Origin of the sequence: Microbacterium sp. che218, from assembly GCF_040436305.1 — a bacterium.
In the GTDB taxonomy this organism is placed as follows: Bacteria; Actinomycetota; Actinomycetes; order Actinomycetales; family Microbacteriaceae; genus Microbacterium; species Microbacterium algihabitans.
The window spans coordinates 1,970,372-1,984,901 of sequence record NZ_AP031501.1 but is presented as its reverse complement, the minus strand read 5'-3'; the positions used below and the strand labels follow the sequence as shown (position 1 = coordinate 1,984,901).

Sequence of the window (14,530 nt, the reverse complement as noted above, 5' to 3'; positions counted from 1 at the left end):
CGTGGGGGCATGCGCAGACGCATCGCGGGGCTCGACGTCCACACCTCCGTCGACGAGGTCGCGGGGCGCGACGTGCTGTTGTGGCACCACGGGGCGCCGCAGACCGGGACGATCCTTCCTCCGGTCCAGAGTGCGGCCGACGCACACGGTCTCGTCGTCGTCTCGGTCGCCCGCCCCGCCTACGCCGGGTCGCCGCGTCAGACGGGCCGCACCGTCGCCGACGTCGCCGCGGGGCTCGTTCCGGTGCTCGACGCCCTCGGCGTGGCATCCGTCGTCTCGGTCGGCGCGTCGGGCGGAGGCCCGCACGCCCTCGCGTGCGCGGCGGCGATCCCGGAGCTCGTTCGCGGAGTCGTGACCTTCGCGAGCCCCGCACCGTTCACCGGTGACGACGCCTGGTTCACCGGAATGCAGGCGCCGGGCGGGCTGCGATCGGCCGTCGAGGGCGAGGAGTCGCGCCGCCGCTTCGCCGAGACCGACGAGTTCGATTCCGAGCAATTCGTGGATGCCGACTTCGCGGCCCTCGAGGGCGAGTGGGCGTCTCTCGGCGCCGACGCCGGCGCGGCCGGAGCCGACGGACCCGAGGGGCTCATCGACGACGACCTCGCCTTCACCCGCCCCTGGGGTTTCGCGCTCGCCGAGGTCTCGGCATCCGTGCTGCTCGTCCAGGGCGATCGCGATCGCGTCATCCCTCCCGCTCACGCCCGGCTGCTCGAGGCCGCCCTCCCGCACCCGACGCTCGACCTGCACCCCGACGACGGTCACGTCTCGGTGCTGCGCCACCTCGCTGCCGCGTTGGCTCGTTGAAAGTCCAGGACACGCCGCTCGTGAGCGCGCGCCGCGGCGTGTTCCGGACGCTCAACGCGGCGTCAGGGGTTCAGGCGGCTCACCTGGTCGACGATCGTCAGGCGTGACGAGAGCGTGTCGGCCGCGGTGCCCATCGTCGCCGACGCCGCACCGAACACGAGCAGGGCGATCACGATGAACGTGGGCAGCTGACGCCAGCAGCGGGTCAGGGCGGTCATGGCCAGGGTGACGATCACGCTCAAGATCGCGATCGTCTGACCGGCGACGGTCGCGAACGCCATGCGCATGGCGGTCTCGCGGGTGAGCGGACCCCAGCTGTTGAAGATGAGGTTGAGTGCCATCGGGATGAAGATCACCCCGACGATCAACACTAGGCCACGGCTCACGCGCGCCCGCGAAACCTGCGGCCCGGCCGGCGGGGTCGCGACGGTTTCGGCGTCCATCGCTTCACGGTATCGGCGCGGTGCGCGCCCGCACCACCCTTCGTCGCGAACCGGCCAGTCGATCCCGCTAGCGCTGCGGCGGCAGCGTGAACTCCGCGGGGAAGACGTTGTCGGAGACCACGCCGTTCTGGTCGCCGACGCTGAAGATGGTGTGCGCGTCGAGGTTCAGGGTGTCGCCCGCGTACAGTCCGTTGTTGTCGCGGCGGGCGTGGTTCACGATCAGCAGCCAGTCTTCGGCAACGCAGAACCGCGCCGCGATGGTCGAGAACACGTCGCCGGGAGCGACGTGATAGGCCACCGGCGTCCCTTCCGCGTTCAGCACGGCTTCGCCGGAAGCGGTGTCGAGGGGGCCGCGGTCGACCGGGATCTCGAGCGTCTTCCCGCCCAGTTGCTCCGGATCCGACGGATCGGACACCGCGCGTACGGGCACTGAGGCGCCGCACGGCCCCCTGTCGACGACGGGGGCGGTCGACGGCGTCGTCTCGATGGTCGGGCTGGCGCTCATCGACGGTCGGACCGCGTCCACGAGCGGTGCGGGCGGCGGCGTGCACGCCGTCAGGATCACCGCCAGAACTCCGATGCCGATCGTCGTCCCCGCGCGCTTCGCCCCCATGCGTCGAAGTGTACGGGTGCTGGTCGCCGTCACCGCTCGCGCCCTCACCCGCGGTCTCGCGCGACCCATACGGGTGCCGTCCGTCAGCCCGCCACCGTCTCGCGCCCCCGCACCACGCGCAGCAGTGCCTCGCCCACCGCGGCGATCGCCGCTGCGCACGCCAGCGACACCGCGATGGTGACGAGAGCGGCCGCCGGGCCCGTCGAATCCAGGGCGGCTCCGGCGATCACTCCCCCGATCGGCACGCCGAGCGACATCGCCGCGGTCGGGTAGGCGAGGGTTTCGGTGACACGCCCCTCGGGAGCGCGGGCGGATGCCACGAGGATTCCCGACACCATCACCGGCGATAGCGCGAGCCCGAGCAGCAGGATCACCGCGAACAGCACGGGGGCGGACCCTTGAGCGAACGGCAGGGCGAGGGCGATCGCGCAGGCGAGCGCCGCGAAGAGGATGTACCGCGCGGCGGGGGAGAGCTTCCACGTCCGTGCTCCGGTGATGACCGACCCGATCGCGATCGCCACGGCCAACGCGCTGAATGCCGGGCCGGCGAGCCACGGCCGCTCGCTCAGCTCGGCCCAGCCGACCAGGCTCACGTCGAACGCGCCGAAGACTCCGCCGAAGGCGATGCAGGCCACCGCGATGGGGATCACCCCGGCGGGCGGCAGGACCGGGCCTCGGCGCGGCCCGCGCGGTGTCGGTGCGGGCTGCGTCGAGCGCTGCGATGCGAGCCACACTCCGCCGACCACTCCGAGTCCGAGCGAGCCGAGGATCGCCACCGCGGGGTCGAGGGCGGCGGCCACCGCGGTGATGGCAGGCGGCCCCGAGATGAACACCATCTGGTCGGCGATCGTCTCGAGGGCCAACGCGGGTGTCCGCTGCGCCGGCGGGGCGAGCACGGTCCACCGTGCGCGGACGGCAGAGGTGAGGTCGGGGGTCGCCGCCCCCGTGACGAACGCGGCCACGAGCCACGTCCAGAACGGCGCATCGGTGAGCACGAGGACGAGCAGGGCGGATGCCGCGAGCACGAGGCATCCGAGCGACACCAGGATCACGCGGGCCTGGCCGTGGCGGTCCATGCGCGACGACCACAGGGGTGCCGCGATCGCCATGCCTCCGACGAGGGGTGCGACGACGAGCCCGGCCGAGGCGAAGCTGCCCGTCGTGGCCGACACGAGCAGGATGATGCCGAGCGACAGCGTGGCGCGGGGGAAGCGCGCGAGGATGCCGGCGGCCACGAAGCTGCGGGCCCCGGGCAGGCGCAGCACCTGGCCGTAGGCGCGGACGCCCTGGCCGGTCTCGGCGGCGACGCTCACGCGCGCACCGCCGAGACCACGGCATCCGGAATCGGATCCGGCCCGAGCGCTGCACAACTCCTGCAGGACGGACCGACCGGGCCGTATCCCTCACGGAACCGCCGCATGTGCAGGAGTCGTGCTCGCCCTGAGCGACTCACGCGGTGTAGTCGAATCGGCTGATCTCTTCGAGCGCCTCAACGACGAACGACACGCTGTCTTCGAACAGCTGCGCACCGTGGGCGGCGTTCGCGCCGGTCGGGTCGCCGAGCACCCCCGTGGGGCCGAAGTCGTTCGAGAGCCATCCGAAGGTCACGGGCTTGCCGTTGAAGCCGATGTGGCGGAAGTCGCCGATGTGCGCGGGCACCGTGGCCTCGAACGTCGAGGCGTCGACGAGCTCGGGACGCAGGTGCATGATCATGCTCGTCTCGCCGTGACCGGCGTGGATGCCGGTGCCGTGCTCGTCGGGTCCGCCATCGGTGCCGTCGAACGAGGGCACGCGGGCCGCGGGCATGAAGAACGTGCGCAGGCCGAAGCGGCGGCGCAGCTCGCGGTTGGCGACGTTGAGCAGGGCGACGTTGCCGCCGTGACCGTTGAGGAACACCAGCGTGCGGGCGCGGGTGGTCAGCAGCGACCGACCGATGTCGACGATCGTCTGCATCATCGTCTCGGGGGTCAGCCAGAGGGTGCCGGGCGCCCAGGAGTGCTCGTCGGACTTGGTGATCGACATCGTCGGCAGCTGCCACACGTCGAGGCCCTGCGCGGCGGCGCGGGCGACGGCAGCGGTCGCCGAGGCCTCGGCGACGATGGCATCGGTTGCGAGGGGCAGGTGCGGGCCGTGGTGCTCGATCGCGCCGGTGGGCAGCACGATGATGGATTTCTCGGTGAGGGCCTCGGCGGCCGCGGGGCCGCTCAGTTCGGCCAGCAGACGGGTCATGAGATGATCGCTCCCTTGCGCGCTCCGGTGTAGTCGGGGTTGAGCTTGCCGGGGTTCAACAGACCGTTCGGGTCGGTGAGGGCGGCGGTCTCGGCGGTCTGCTCGACGTTGAAGTCGACGTTCCACTGGTGCGGGTTGTGCACGCCGACACCGATCGCGTTGAGCTCGGCGATGCCGCGGTACACATCCTCCTCGCTCACGTAGGGGGCCGCCAGCATGCCGATCGGGAAGGCCTTCGTCGACTCGATGTGGAGCTTGCCACCGGCGAACACCGACTCGACGGCCTCGATGTCGTCGGCCAGCGGAGCGCCCGCGACCTCGAGGTGGAACACCTCGTGCGGTTGGCTCTTCTGGTACCACTCGATGGGGTGGTTGTAGCTGAGCATCGACAGGCGGATGCTGGCCTGCGGGCCCTCGCGCACCGCCTCGACGCGGCCTCCCGCCCCCTCGATGATCGCGGTGACCTCGTCGATGAGCGAGGCGTCGATGATCGCGCGGAGGCTCGAGCGACCCTCGGGGATCGCCTCGTCGGTGGGAAGGGCCGCCGAGATCTCGACGCCGTCGCCCGAGACCAGGCGCGGGGTGGGGGTGAGGTTGCCGATCGTCTGCACGACCGAGAGGGTGCCGGCGAAGTCGGGGAAGCTCGCCCACAGCCCCCGCCACTCGCGCAGGGGCTCGAGGCGGACCGTCGCGCGCACGATCACGCCCGCGGTTCCGTAGTTGTGCACGTACTTCTGGGCCTCATCGCCCTCGACGTGGAGGATCTCGGCGCTGCCGTCGGCGTGCACGACGTCGAGGGCGGCGACGAAGCCGCGGTCGTTCGAGCCGTGCTCGATCGACCCGGTGCCGCCGGATCCGCCGGAGAGGAAGCCGCCGATCGTCGACTGCGCGGTGGAGGGGTACATCCACAGGGCCTGGCCGCTCGCCCACGCGGCCTGCTCGAGCATGACCATCGGGGTGCCGGCTTCGGCGGTGATGAAGCCGTCGCCGACCTCGACGATCGCCTTGGCGCGGGTGGTGTCGATCACGAGGCCGCCCTGCATGGGGATCGCCTGACCGTAGTTGCCGGTGCCCTTGCCGCGCACGGTGATCGGCACCCCGTGTCGCGCGGCGGCGGCGGCGGCGGTGGCGATCTGCTCGGCATCCGCGGCGAAGACGACGAGGTCGGCCAGGCCCAGCGGGAGCATCGCGGCGATGATCGGCGACATCGGCGAGCCGTCGACGCTGGCGCGTTCGCGCACGCGCGGTTCGGTGCTCACGGCCGCAGGGCCGAGCAGGTCGAGCAGTTCGTCCTCGAGGGAGAGGACGCGGGTGGCGGTGTCGCTCATGGGGGTTCTCCGGGTGGAACGGTGGGGCGGATGCCGAGGGGCGGCGGGGAGGTGGCTGAGCCTGTCGAAGCCACCGGGCGTGATGCGGGGTTGTGGTGGGGAGGTGGCTGAGCCTGTCGAAGCCACCGGTCTCCCGCTGGTCGCGGTCCCTTCGACAAGCTCAGGGACCTGGGTGGGGCTCAGGGAACTGCGACCGGCGACCGGCGGCCCGGCCCGCACGAGGCGGACCGGGCCGGGCGGGTCAGAACGAGATCGAGGAGTCGATGAACTCGTTCGTGTACAGGTCGGCGGGGGTGTAGCCCGACGCCGGCGGGGTGCCGAGGTCGGTGTACACCTTGCTGGCCTTGGAGAAGAAGTCCGCGAAGCGGGCGTCGTCGAAGTTGCCGTAGGTGGAGTCGGGGCCGTCACCGACGAGGCCGAGGTCGACCTGCGTCTTGACCGAGTAGTCGGCCACGCCCTGGGTGTAGGTCCAGCCGGTCGCGTACTCGTCGACGAGCTTCAGGATGAGGTCGTTGGCGGCCTTCGGGTCCTTGTAGTAGTCGACGCCGGCCTTCTGCAGCACGGGCACGAGCTTGCTCAGGCAGGGCGACAGCTCGTCGAACTTGTCGGCCTTGACCGACATCGACGACTGGTACGTCTGCCATCCGGCGTCGTGGATCAGCGCGAAGTCGACGGGCTTGCCCCACGCCGACACCTCGTTCTGGTACACGTACGGCTCGGCCGAGGCGAAGCCCTGCTGCATGTCCTTGCCGCCGGCGGCGACGAAGTTCGACGGGGTACCGTCGTACGAGCCGTCGAGGATCGCCGAGTCGGCCAGGCCCGCGCTCTTGAGGTACTCGATGTAGGCCGAGCCGTCGAAGTAGCGCCACACGCCGCCGTTCGCCGTCAGGGCGCCCTTGACGTCGTCGATCGTCTTGACGTTCGGGTAGGTCGCGGGGTCCCACATGACCATGGTCGGGCTGATGTCGAGCGGCGCGAACACGGCCTTGGTGGGCGTGGTGCCCGAGAGCTGGATCGCCTCGTCGGTGCTGACGTAGCCGAGGGTGATCTTGTCGTCCTGGTACATCTGGGCCGACACGGTCTGGAAGCCGATCGCGGGACCACCGGCGCGGATCTCGAGGTTGACGCCCGTGTATCCGCCGTCCGCCATGAGCGGGCCGGTGACGGCCTTGGTGTTGGCGTCGATCGTGTAGTTGTCCTTGATCATCTCGTAGAGGTGACCGTGCTCGGCCTCGGGGTTCCAGTCGGTCTGCACGACGATGGTCGAGGGGCAGTCGGCCGACAGGTCGACCGAGCCGATCGCCATGTCGGTGGCGGCGGGGGCGCTTTCCGCTGCGCTGCCGGCGCAGGAGGTCAACGTGAGGGCGATCGCGATGGCGCCGGTGACGGCGGAGCCGCGAAGGAGGGTGGAGCGCTTCATGCTGGTTCGCTTTCTGTGACGGGTGGAGCTCTCGGGTGCGGGTGTTTTCGGGTACTCCGGATGCCGCCTCCCGCACTCTCGCGCGGGAGGGGCTGTGGCATCCGGGATCTGGAGGCCTAGAGGGTGCTGTCGTACCAGCGGCCGACGGCCACCTTCGACAGCCAGCCGAACAGGGCGAAGATGACGACGCCGAGGAGGCAGGCCGCGAGGATCGCGGCGAACAGCTCGGCGCTCTGCAGGCGCGACTGGTAGTTGGAGATGAGCGAGCCGATGCCCGGCTCGCCGCGGCGGAAGAAGTAGTCGCCGACGATCGCGCCGATCACCGACAGGCCGGCCGAGGTGCGCATGCCGACGAAGATCGAGGGCAGCGCCGCGGGGAGGGTGAGCTTGGTGAGCACCGTCCACTTGTTCGCCTTCTGCAGGCGGAACAGCTCGCGCTGCGACTTGTCGACCGACTGCAGACCGAACAGGGTGTTCGACACCATCGGGAACAGCGCGATGAGCACGCAGACGATGACGCGGGCGAGGAACTCGTAGCCGAACCAGAAGCCGACCAGGGGCACGAGGGCGAGGATCGGGATGCACTGGAGCATCACGGCGTAGGCGTAGGTCGAGCGCTCGACCCAGCGGGCGAGCGACATGGCGATGGCCCAGCCGATGCCGATGACCATCGCGATCGCGAGGCCGGTGAGGGCGACTCCGGTGGTGCGGAACAGCGCCACCCAGATGTCGGCGCCCACCTGCGGGTCGAAGAAACCCATGGTGAACATCTCGTGCGGCATGGGCATGAGGAAGCCCTTGCCCGAGGCGGCCAGCGCGATCGAGATGCCGTACCAGGCGCCCAGCAGCACGACCAGCACGCCCAACGGCGGCAGGATCATGGCGACGCGCGCACCGAAGCCGCGGCGGCGGGTCGCCGTGGTGCGGGGGGCGGGCGGCTGCACGGGCGGAACGGATGCCGTGGTCTCCGACGTCTCGGTGACGACGGGTTCTGCAGACGTGGTGCTCATGAGTGTCCTTCCCGGAGGGCGTGGGAGACCTCGCCGACGAGCTTGGCGAATTCCGCGGTGTAGCGGATCTCGGGGTCGCGGGGCATGTCGAAGGGGACTTCGAAGGTGTCGACGAGGTGGCCGGGGCGACCCGACATCACGACGACCTTGGTGGAGAGGTAGATGGCCTCGGAGACCGAGTGGGTGATGAAGAGTCCGCCGAACTTCTGCGCGACGAAGATCTTGAGCAGTTCGTCGTTCAGGCGCTCGCGGGTGATCTCGTCGAGGGCGCCGAAGGGCTCGTCGAAGAGGAACAGTTCGGGGTCGAGGGTGAGCGAGCGCGCGAGCGAGGCGCGCATCTTCATGCCGCCCGACATCTGCTTGGGCAGGTGCTTCTCGAACCCCTTGAGGCCGACGAGCTCGATCGCCCACTTCGCCTTGGGGGTGCGCACGCGCTTGGGCTGCCAGTTGAGCTCGGCCAGGAGTTCGACGTTGGCCTGCACGTCGCGCCAGGGCAGGAGCGTGGCGTCTTGGAAGACGTAGCCGATGCGGTCGGTGGCGACGGAGGCGGTTCCTTCGCTCGCGGTCTCGAGACCCGAGGCGATGCGAAGCAGGGTCGACTTGCCGCAGCCCGAGGGGCCGACGACGCTGACGAATTCGCCGCGTTCGACGGTGAGGTCGACGCCGGAGAGGGCGGTGGTGCCGTTGGGGAACGTCATGGCGACGTTGCGGAAGTCCAACAGAGGGGCGGTGGATGCCGCGACATCTGCGGGAGCGGGGGAGGCCAAGGTCACGGGGGCGCTCGCTTTCCGTTCGGGTGGTCAGGAGGCCGTCGCGGGCGCGGCGGTCGGAGTGGGGACGGCGGTGAGGGTGGTCACCGTGGTGCGGCTGACGAGTCGTCCCCGGTGGATCACGACGCGGTCGGCGTCGGCGAAGGCCACGGCGTCGCCCATCGAGGCGGCGCGCACGGCGACGAGGTCGGCGCGGGCGCCGGCCACGGGTCCCGCGAAGGGGAGGTTCATGACGTCTCGAGCGCCGGTGGTCACGGCGTCGAGGGCGTCGGCGGGGGCGAGGTGGCCCGCGGCGACGAGCAACGAGGCGGTCTCGAGGTGGTCGCACCGGCCGACGGGGTTGAAGGGGTCGCGCACGTTGTCGGCTCCGGCGGCGACGCGCACGCCCGCGGCCTTGAGGCGGCCGATCGGGGCGATGCCTCGCGGGACGGCGTGGTCGGCCTCCCATCCCTGCAGGTACAGGTTGGTGATGGGCAGCGCGATCACGCCGATGTCGGCCGCGCGCACCTCGTCGGCCAGGGCGGCGAGGTCGGTGGCGGGCATCATGCTCAGGCGCACGCAGTGACCGGCGGTGCGCGGGCGGTTCCACCCGGCGACCAGGCGGGCGTACGCGGCGAGGGTGTCGGCGCCGGCGAGGCTCTCGTCGGTGTGCAGGTCGAGACCCACGTCGCGACGACGGGCGAGCGCGATCAGCCGCTCGAGGTCGGCGATCGGGTCGTCTGCCAGGTGGGGTGCGCCTCCGACCAGGTCGACTCCCGCGTCGAGGGCCGCCTCGAACACGGCATCCGGGATGTTCGGGCCCCCGAGGGCGACGAGCTCGATGTCCATGAGACCGTCGAGCTCTTCGCGCAGGCGCACCAGGGCGCGCACGCCGACCAGAGCGTCCTCGCCGCGCAGCAGATCGACGTGCGTGCGGACGGAGGTGATTCCGGATGCCAACATGCGCAGCGCCGTGGAGCGTGCGCGCCGCAGCGTGTCGTCCTCATCGAGGGTCGCCGCGAAGGCGTGCCAGCTCTCGATGGCGCGCTCGAGGTCGCCGAAGGCGGGCTGGATGGCGTCCCACGACTGCGACTTGTCGAGGTGGGCGTGGGGCTCGGCGCCCGCGGCGGTGACGAGGTAGCCGTCGAGGTCGAGCACCTCGCCGTCGGTGCCGGGGAGGGGGCTGCCGGCGGGAACCACCGCGAGCACCTCGTCGCCGTCGAGCGCGATGTCGACGAGCGCGCCCGAGGTCAGGCGCACGCCGCGCAGTGCGGCGATCGAGACGGGTGGAGCGGCAGACACGAGGGCCTCCGGAGAAGTCGGGAAGACAAGCGCAAGACGGGAGCCACCTCAGCGGGGCTGAGCCGCTTGTGGCGGCTGCGTCAGTGTTGGTGTGACCAACATCCGGCGATGATCCGATGCTAGGAACCATGCGTTTCCGCTGTATTTCCCCCGCATGACCCTCTCGACAAAGTTGTCGGACAGGCGGGGCCCGTCGAGGTGGCTGAGCCTGTCGAAGCCTCTGGGGCGCGGCTGTGGGTACCGATCCCTTCGACAGGCTCAGGGACCTCGACCCAGGTGGCTGAGCTTGTCGAAGCCTCCGGGGTCAGCTGCGGGTGCCGGTCCCTTCGACAGGCTCAGGGACCTCGGAACGGGCTCCGGGACTTCGACCCAGGTGGCTGAGCCTGTCGAAGCCTCCGGGCGCGGATGCGGGCGCCGGTCCCTTCGACAGGCTCAGGGACCTCGACCCCGGTGGCTGAGCTTGTCGAAGCCTCCGGGGTCAGCTGTGGGTACCGGTCCCTTCGACAGGCTCAGGGACCTCGGAACGGGCTCCGGGACCTCGACCCCGGTGGCTGAGCTTGTCGAAGCCTCCGTGGTCAGCTGCGGGTACCGGTCCCTTCGACAGGCTCAGGGACCTCGGAACGGGCTCCGGGACTTCGACCCAGGTGGCTGAGCCTGTCGAAGCCCCCGGGCGCGGCTGTGGGCGCCGGTCCCTTCGACAGGCTCAGGGACCTCGGTGCGGGCTCAGGGACCTATGGCCCTACAGTTCGAGCGTGATCCGCGGGCAGGCCGCGCGCGAGACGCACGGCATCATGGTGCGGTTGGCGTCCTGCTCCTCGGGCGACAGGACCGAGTCGCGGTGCTCGATGTCGCCGTCGATGACAGCGACCTCGCATGTTCCGCACGTGCCGACGCGACAGCTGGAGGGCACGACGATGCCCTGCTCCTCCACCACGTCGAGGATCGAGCGCTCGGGCGGGACGGTCACCGTGAGGCCCGACATCATCAGGTCGACCTCGAACGGCTCCGCCCACACCGGCGGGCCGAGCACCTTGGCCTCGAAACGTTCGACGTGCAGGCTCCCGCGCGGCCAGCCGGCCATGGCGGCATCCAGCCCTTCGAGCAGCCGAGCGGGCCCGCACGCGTAGACGACCTCGCGCGCGACGGGGGTGGAGAACCGCGCACCGAGGTCGAGGCGGCGCCCCTCGTCGGCGGCGAAGACCTCGACGCGATCGCCGTAGCGCTGCTCGAGCTCGTCGACGAACGCCATCGTGCGTCGCGAGCGCCCGGTGTACAGCAGGGTCCACGTCGTTCCGGCGGCCTCCGCCGCCTCGAGCATGGGCAGGATCGGGGTGATGCCGATGCCCCCGGCGACGAAGACGTACGACCGCCCCGCGGTGGGCGCGAAGAGGAAGTGATTGGCCGGTCCCCGCACGCGCAGCGTCTCTCCGACCTGCGCGTTCTCGTGCAGCCACACCGAGCCCTCGCGCTCGCGCAGCACGCCGATGCGCCAGGTGCCGCGCGCGGTGGGCGACCCGCACAGCGAGTACTGGCGCTCGATGCCGCCGGGCAGCACCACGTCGATGTGCGCCCCGGGTGACCAGTGCGGCAGGGTGCCGGTCGCGCGCTCGAGGTCGAGCACGATCACGCCGTCGGCGGCGTCGCGCCTCTCGCGGATCACCGCATCGAAGGTCACCCCTGCACTCACGAGAACTCCTGTTCGCTAGACGTCGATCGCGTCGTCGGCGCCGTCGCCGTGCACGACCTCTTTGACGATGAGAAGGCGGTAGGTGCGACCGTCTGGCGAGTGCCAGCGGTGCGGTGTGCCCGACCGGCAGTAGACGGAGTCGCCGACGTGCAGCGTGCGCTCGCCGAAGGGGCCGAACGAGATGACGACCGAGCCCTCGAGTACGGTGAGGAACTCGTCTTCGTCGTGAATGTAGTGATCGCCGGGCTGATCGTTCGAGCCGGTGAACTCCAGCGGCTCGAAGCGCCGGGGTCCCTCGGCCAGTAGGCGGGCGGTGCCCTCGGCGTAGGGGCCGACGACGCCTTCGCCCGCGGCAACGAACGAGGGCTGCGCGTCATGGTCGGCGCGCGGGGGCTCCGACGCGGCGATCAACTCGACGCGGCTCGTGCCGAGGGCGCGGGCGAGCCTTTCGAGGCTGGCCATGCTGGGCCGGGCGAGGCCGCGCTCGAGCTGACTCAGGAAGGGGTGCGACAGCGTGGCCGCTTCGGCGAGCTGGGTGAGGGTGAGGCCGCGCGCCTTGCGGAGTCCGCGCAGGTGGGCGCCGAGGCGCTCTTCGCTCGTGGGCGTCGTCTCGGCGGAAATCGCGGCGGCCATGGTCGTCATCGTCCCACCCTCTCGAACAGCCGGGCGACGATCTCGGCCTCGTCGGCGTCGACCAGTCGCGCCTCGTCGACGACGACCCGACCGCCCACGATCACCGTGCGCGGTCGGCGCCCGGGCGCGGCCCACAGCAGCCCGGCGATCGGATCGGCCACGCCCGCGTCGGCGACTCCCGACACGTCCCAGACGCACACGTCGCCCGCCGACCCGGGGGTGAGCCGGCCCAGCTCGGGGCGACCGAGTCCGTCGGCCGAGCCCGCCGTCGTCATCGTCAGAACCTCGGATGCCGGCAGCTGCGGCCCCACCAGGGCCGAGACCTGCATCGCCAGGCGCGCATCGGCCAGCAGGTGTCCGGCGTCGTTGCTGCCGCCGCCGCTCGTGCCGAGACCCACCGGGATGCCGGCGTCGAGCAGGCGCCGCACCGGGGCGACGCCCCAGCCCATGGGCACATCGCAGCCGGGCGCGTGCGTCGCCGTGACTCCGGCGGCCGCAAGGCGCGTGATCTCGTCGGCGGTGACGTCGCACAGGTGGGCGAGCGTCACATCGGCATGCACCCATCCCCAGTCCTGCAGCAGGTCGATCGGGCGTCGGCCGTAGCGTTCGAGGGCGACCTCGACGTCGACGACCTCGTTGGCCTGGGTGCGGCGCCGCAGTCCGTGGCGGCGCGCGACCTCTGCGAGGAGGTCGAAGGTCTCGCGCGGGTCGCTGTGCACGCCGGCCGGGCCGACGGCGACCTGCAGCATGCCGTCGACGCTCACGCCGCCCGGCCGATCGGCGACGAGGGCCTTGACGATCGCCTGGGCGGAGGCGGCGGCCTCTTGAGGGTCGTCGCGTGCGGCGCCGCGCACGAACACGAGACGGGCGCCGAGGTCGGACGCGGCGGCGGCCGCGGCGCGGGCCATGCCGACGTCGTCGGCGCCCTGCGGCCACGTCAGGTGGTGGTCGGCGACCGTGGTCACTCCGCTCAGCAGGGCCTCGGCGAGGCCCGCGCTCGCCGCGAGTCCGGTCAGTTCGGGGTCGACGCCCGCGGCACCGTAGGCCGCGGCCATCGCGGGCAGCCACTCGCGCATCGGGATGCCACGGGTTCCCGGCAGCGTGCGGAACGCCGTCTGCAGCAGGTGGTGGTGGGCGTTGACGAGTCCGGCCGTCACCACGCCGCCGGCGGCGTCGATGATCCGCGCTCCGGTGGTGTCCGCGGACTCGACCACGATCCCGTCGTCGATGACGACGTCGCCGGTGCGCACGCGACCGGGTCCTTCGAGCACGGCGACCGCGCCTCGGATGACGACGACGCTCACGCGATCCTCACAACGCACGACGCGGCGATCGCCTCGGCATCCGTGTCGCTGACGGCGTGGAGGCGCGGGCCGCGTCCTTCGCGGAGCGGGCGGGCGCTCGCCTGGTTGCGGCTCGCCACGATCTCGGCGACCACCGACAGGGCGGTCTCTTCGGGTGAGCGCCCGCCGAGGTCGAGGCCGAGGGGGGAGTGGAGGCGGGCGAGCTCGGCATCGGTCACGCCCGCTGCGCGGAGCAGTGCCGCTCGTCGGGCGACGGTCGCCCGCGCGCCCATCGCCCCGACGAAGCCCACGGGCAGGCGCAGGGCCGCGGCGAGGGCGGGGACGTCGAGACGCTCGTCATGGGTGAGCACGCCGACGGCGGTGCGCTCGTCGACGTCGTCGAGGCTCGCGAGGAAGTCGTGGGGAGCGGCGACGACGAGCTCGCTGGCGTCGGGGAAACGCTCCTTCGTCACCAGCAGCGCCCAGTCGTCGCAGACGGTCACGGCGAAGCCCGCGGCCGCGCCCAGACGGCACAGTGCCGCCGCGTGCTCGCCCGCGCCCAGCACCAGCAGACGGGGGAGCGCCGGCCGATGCAGCACGAGGGGGTCCCCGTCGAGGGTGAGGCGCAGGGTGGCTTCGCGGCCGGAGCGCGCGGCCTCGAGAGCGGGCAGGGCTGACGCCTCGACCGGGTAGGCGACGACATCGACGGCCCCGCCGCACGCGAGCCCGGCCGCGATCGGGGTGACGGAGCCGTCGTCGGTGAAACCGAAGCGCGCGCGGCGCACCGAGCCGGTGCGCAGGGCGTCGAGGCCGAGCATGACCGCGTCGTTCTCGACGCACCCGCCCGAGATCGATCCGATCACGCGCGCGTCGCGGGTGACGGCGAGGGTCGCTCCCACTCCGCGCGGTGCGCTGCGCACGACAGCGGTCACGGTGACCGCCGCGACGGGCACTTCGGCCGCCAGCAGCGGCACCAGATCGGCGGCCAGTTCGAGCATGTCGGCGACGGTAGTCGGGGCGTGTTTCGCG

Annotated in this window: 14 protein-coding genes; 1 reads left to right on the top strand and 13 read right to left on the bottom strand. The window is 71.6% G+C overall.

The window, feature by feature from the left end:
* Nucleotides 1–9 precede the first annotated feature (9 nt).
* The gene (locus ABXS86_RS09300; protein ID WP_353664237.1) at nt 10–804 is read left to right on the top strand and encodes an alpha/beta fold hydrolase; all 795 of its coding nucleotides are present in this window, start codon (nt 10–12) and stop codon (nt 802–804) included.
* Between the two features lie 62 nt (nt 805–866).
* On the opposite strand, the gene ABXS86_RS09295 is transcribed toward ABXS86_RS09300, so the two are convergent.
* The 13 genes from ABXS86_RS09295 to ABXS86_RS09235 all read right to left on the bottom strand — a co-directional run bounded on the left by ABXS86_RS09295 (nt 867) and on the right by ABXS86_RS09235 (nt 14,499).
* A complete protein-coding gene (locus ABXS86_RS09295) occupies nt 867–1,247 on the bottom strand; it encodes a hypothetical protein (protein WP_353664236.1) in 381 nt (126 codons plus the stop codon).
* 67 nt (nt 1,248–1,314) lie between these two features.
* Nucleotides 1,315–1,893 (bottom strand): LysM domain-containing protein, encoded by a 579-nt coding sequence (locus tag ABXS86_RS09290; RefSeq protein WP_353664235.1) that lies wholly within the window; start codon nt 1,891–1,893, stop codon nt 1,315–1,317.
* A gap of 50 nt (nt 1,894–1,943) precedes the next feature.
* A complete protein-coding gene (locus ABXS86_RS09285; protein ID WP_353664234.1) occupies nt 1,944–3,173 on the bottom strand; it encodes an MFS transporter in 1,230 nt (409 codons plus the stop codon).
* 136 nt (nt 3,174–3,309) lie between these two features.
* Nucleotides 3,310–4,089: a creatininase family protein gene (locus tag ABXS86_RS09280; protein WP_353664233.1), complete on the bottom strand. Its 780-nt coding sequence runs from the start codon at nt 4,087–4,089 to the stop codon at nt 3,310–3,312.
* Nucleotides 4,086–5,417, bottom strand: a complete 1,332-nt coding sequence (locus ABXS86_RS09275) for an FAD-binding oxidoreductase (protein WP_353664232.1) — start codon at nt 5,415–5,417, stop codon at nt 4,086–4,088. Before ABXS86_RS09275 ends, ABXS86_RS09280 begins: the two co-directional genes overlap by 4 nt.
* Before the next feature lie 241 nt (nt 5,418–5,658).
* Nucleotides 5,659–6,837: an ABC transporter substrate-binding protein gene (locus ABXS86_RS09270; RefSeq protein WP_307208254.1), complete on the bottom strand. Its 1,179-nt coding sequence runs from the start codon at nt 6,835–6,837 to the stop codon at nt 5,659–5,661.
* A 116-nt stretch (nt 6,838–6,953) separates the two neighbouring features.
* Nucleotides 6,954–7,847, bottom strand: a complete 894-nt coding sequence (locus tag ABXS86_RS09265; RefSeq protein ID WP_251505681.1) for an ABC transporter permease — start codon at nt 7,845–7,847, stop codon at nt 6,954–6,956.
* Nucleotides 7,844–8,620 (bottom strand): ABC transporter ATP-binding protein, encoded by a 777-nt coding sequence (locus ABXS86_RS09260; RefSeq protein WP_230704039.1) that lies wholly within the window; start codon nt 8,618–8,620, stop codon nt 7,844–7,846. Before ABXS86_RS09260 ends, ABXS86_RS09265 begins: the two co-directional genes overlap by 4 nt.
* Before the next feature lie 27 nt (nt 8,621–8,647).
* Nucleotides 8,648–9,898, bottom strand: coding sequence for an amidohydrolase family protein (locus ABXS86_RS09255; protein WP_353664231.1), 1,251 nt, complete (start codon nt 9,896–9,898; stop codon nt 8,648–8,650).
* Between the two features lie 739 nt (nt 9,899–10,637).
* Nucleotides 10,638–11,573 carry a PDR/VanB family oxidoreductase gene (locus tag ABXS86_RS09250; protein ID WP_353664230.1) on the bottom strand — a complete coding sequence of 312 codons (936 nt, stop codon included), beginning with the start codon at nt 11,571–11,573 and terminating at the stop codon, nt 10,638–10,640.
* 27 nt (nt 11,574–11,600) lie between these two features.
* Entirely contained in the window at nt 11,601–12,227 is a 627-nt protein-coding gene (locus ABXS86_RS09245) for a helix-turn-helix domain-containing protein (RefSeq protein WP_353664229.1), read from the bottom strand.
* Nucleotides 12,224–13,522 carry an amidohydrolase family protein gene (locus ABXS86_RS09240; protein WP_353664228.1) on the bottom strand — a complete coding sequence of 433 codons (1,299 nt, stop codon included), beginning with the start codon at nt 13,520–13,522 and terminating at the stop codon, nt 12,224–12,226. The genes ABXS86_RS09245 and ABXS86_RS09240 overlap by 4 nt, the downstream gene beginning before the upstream one ends.
* Nucleotides 13,519–14,499: an XdhC family protein gene (locus ABXS86_RS09235; RefSeq protein ID WP_353664227.1), complete on the bottom strand. Its 981-nt coding sequence runs from the start codon at nt 14,497–14,499 to the stop codon at nt 13,519–13,521. Before ABXS86_RS09235 ends, ABXS86_RS09240 begins: the two co-directional genes overlap by 4 nt.
* Nucleotides 14,500–14,530: the final 31 nt, after the last annotated feature.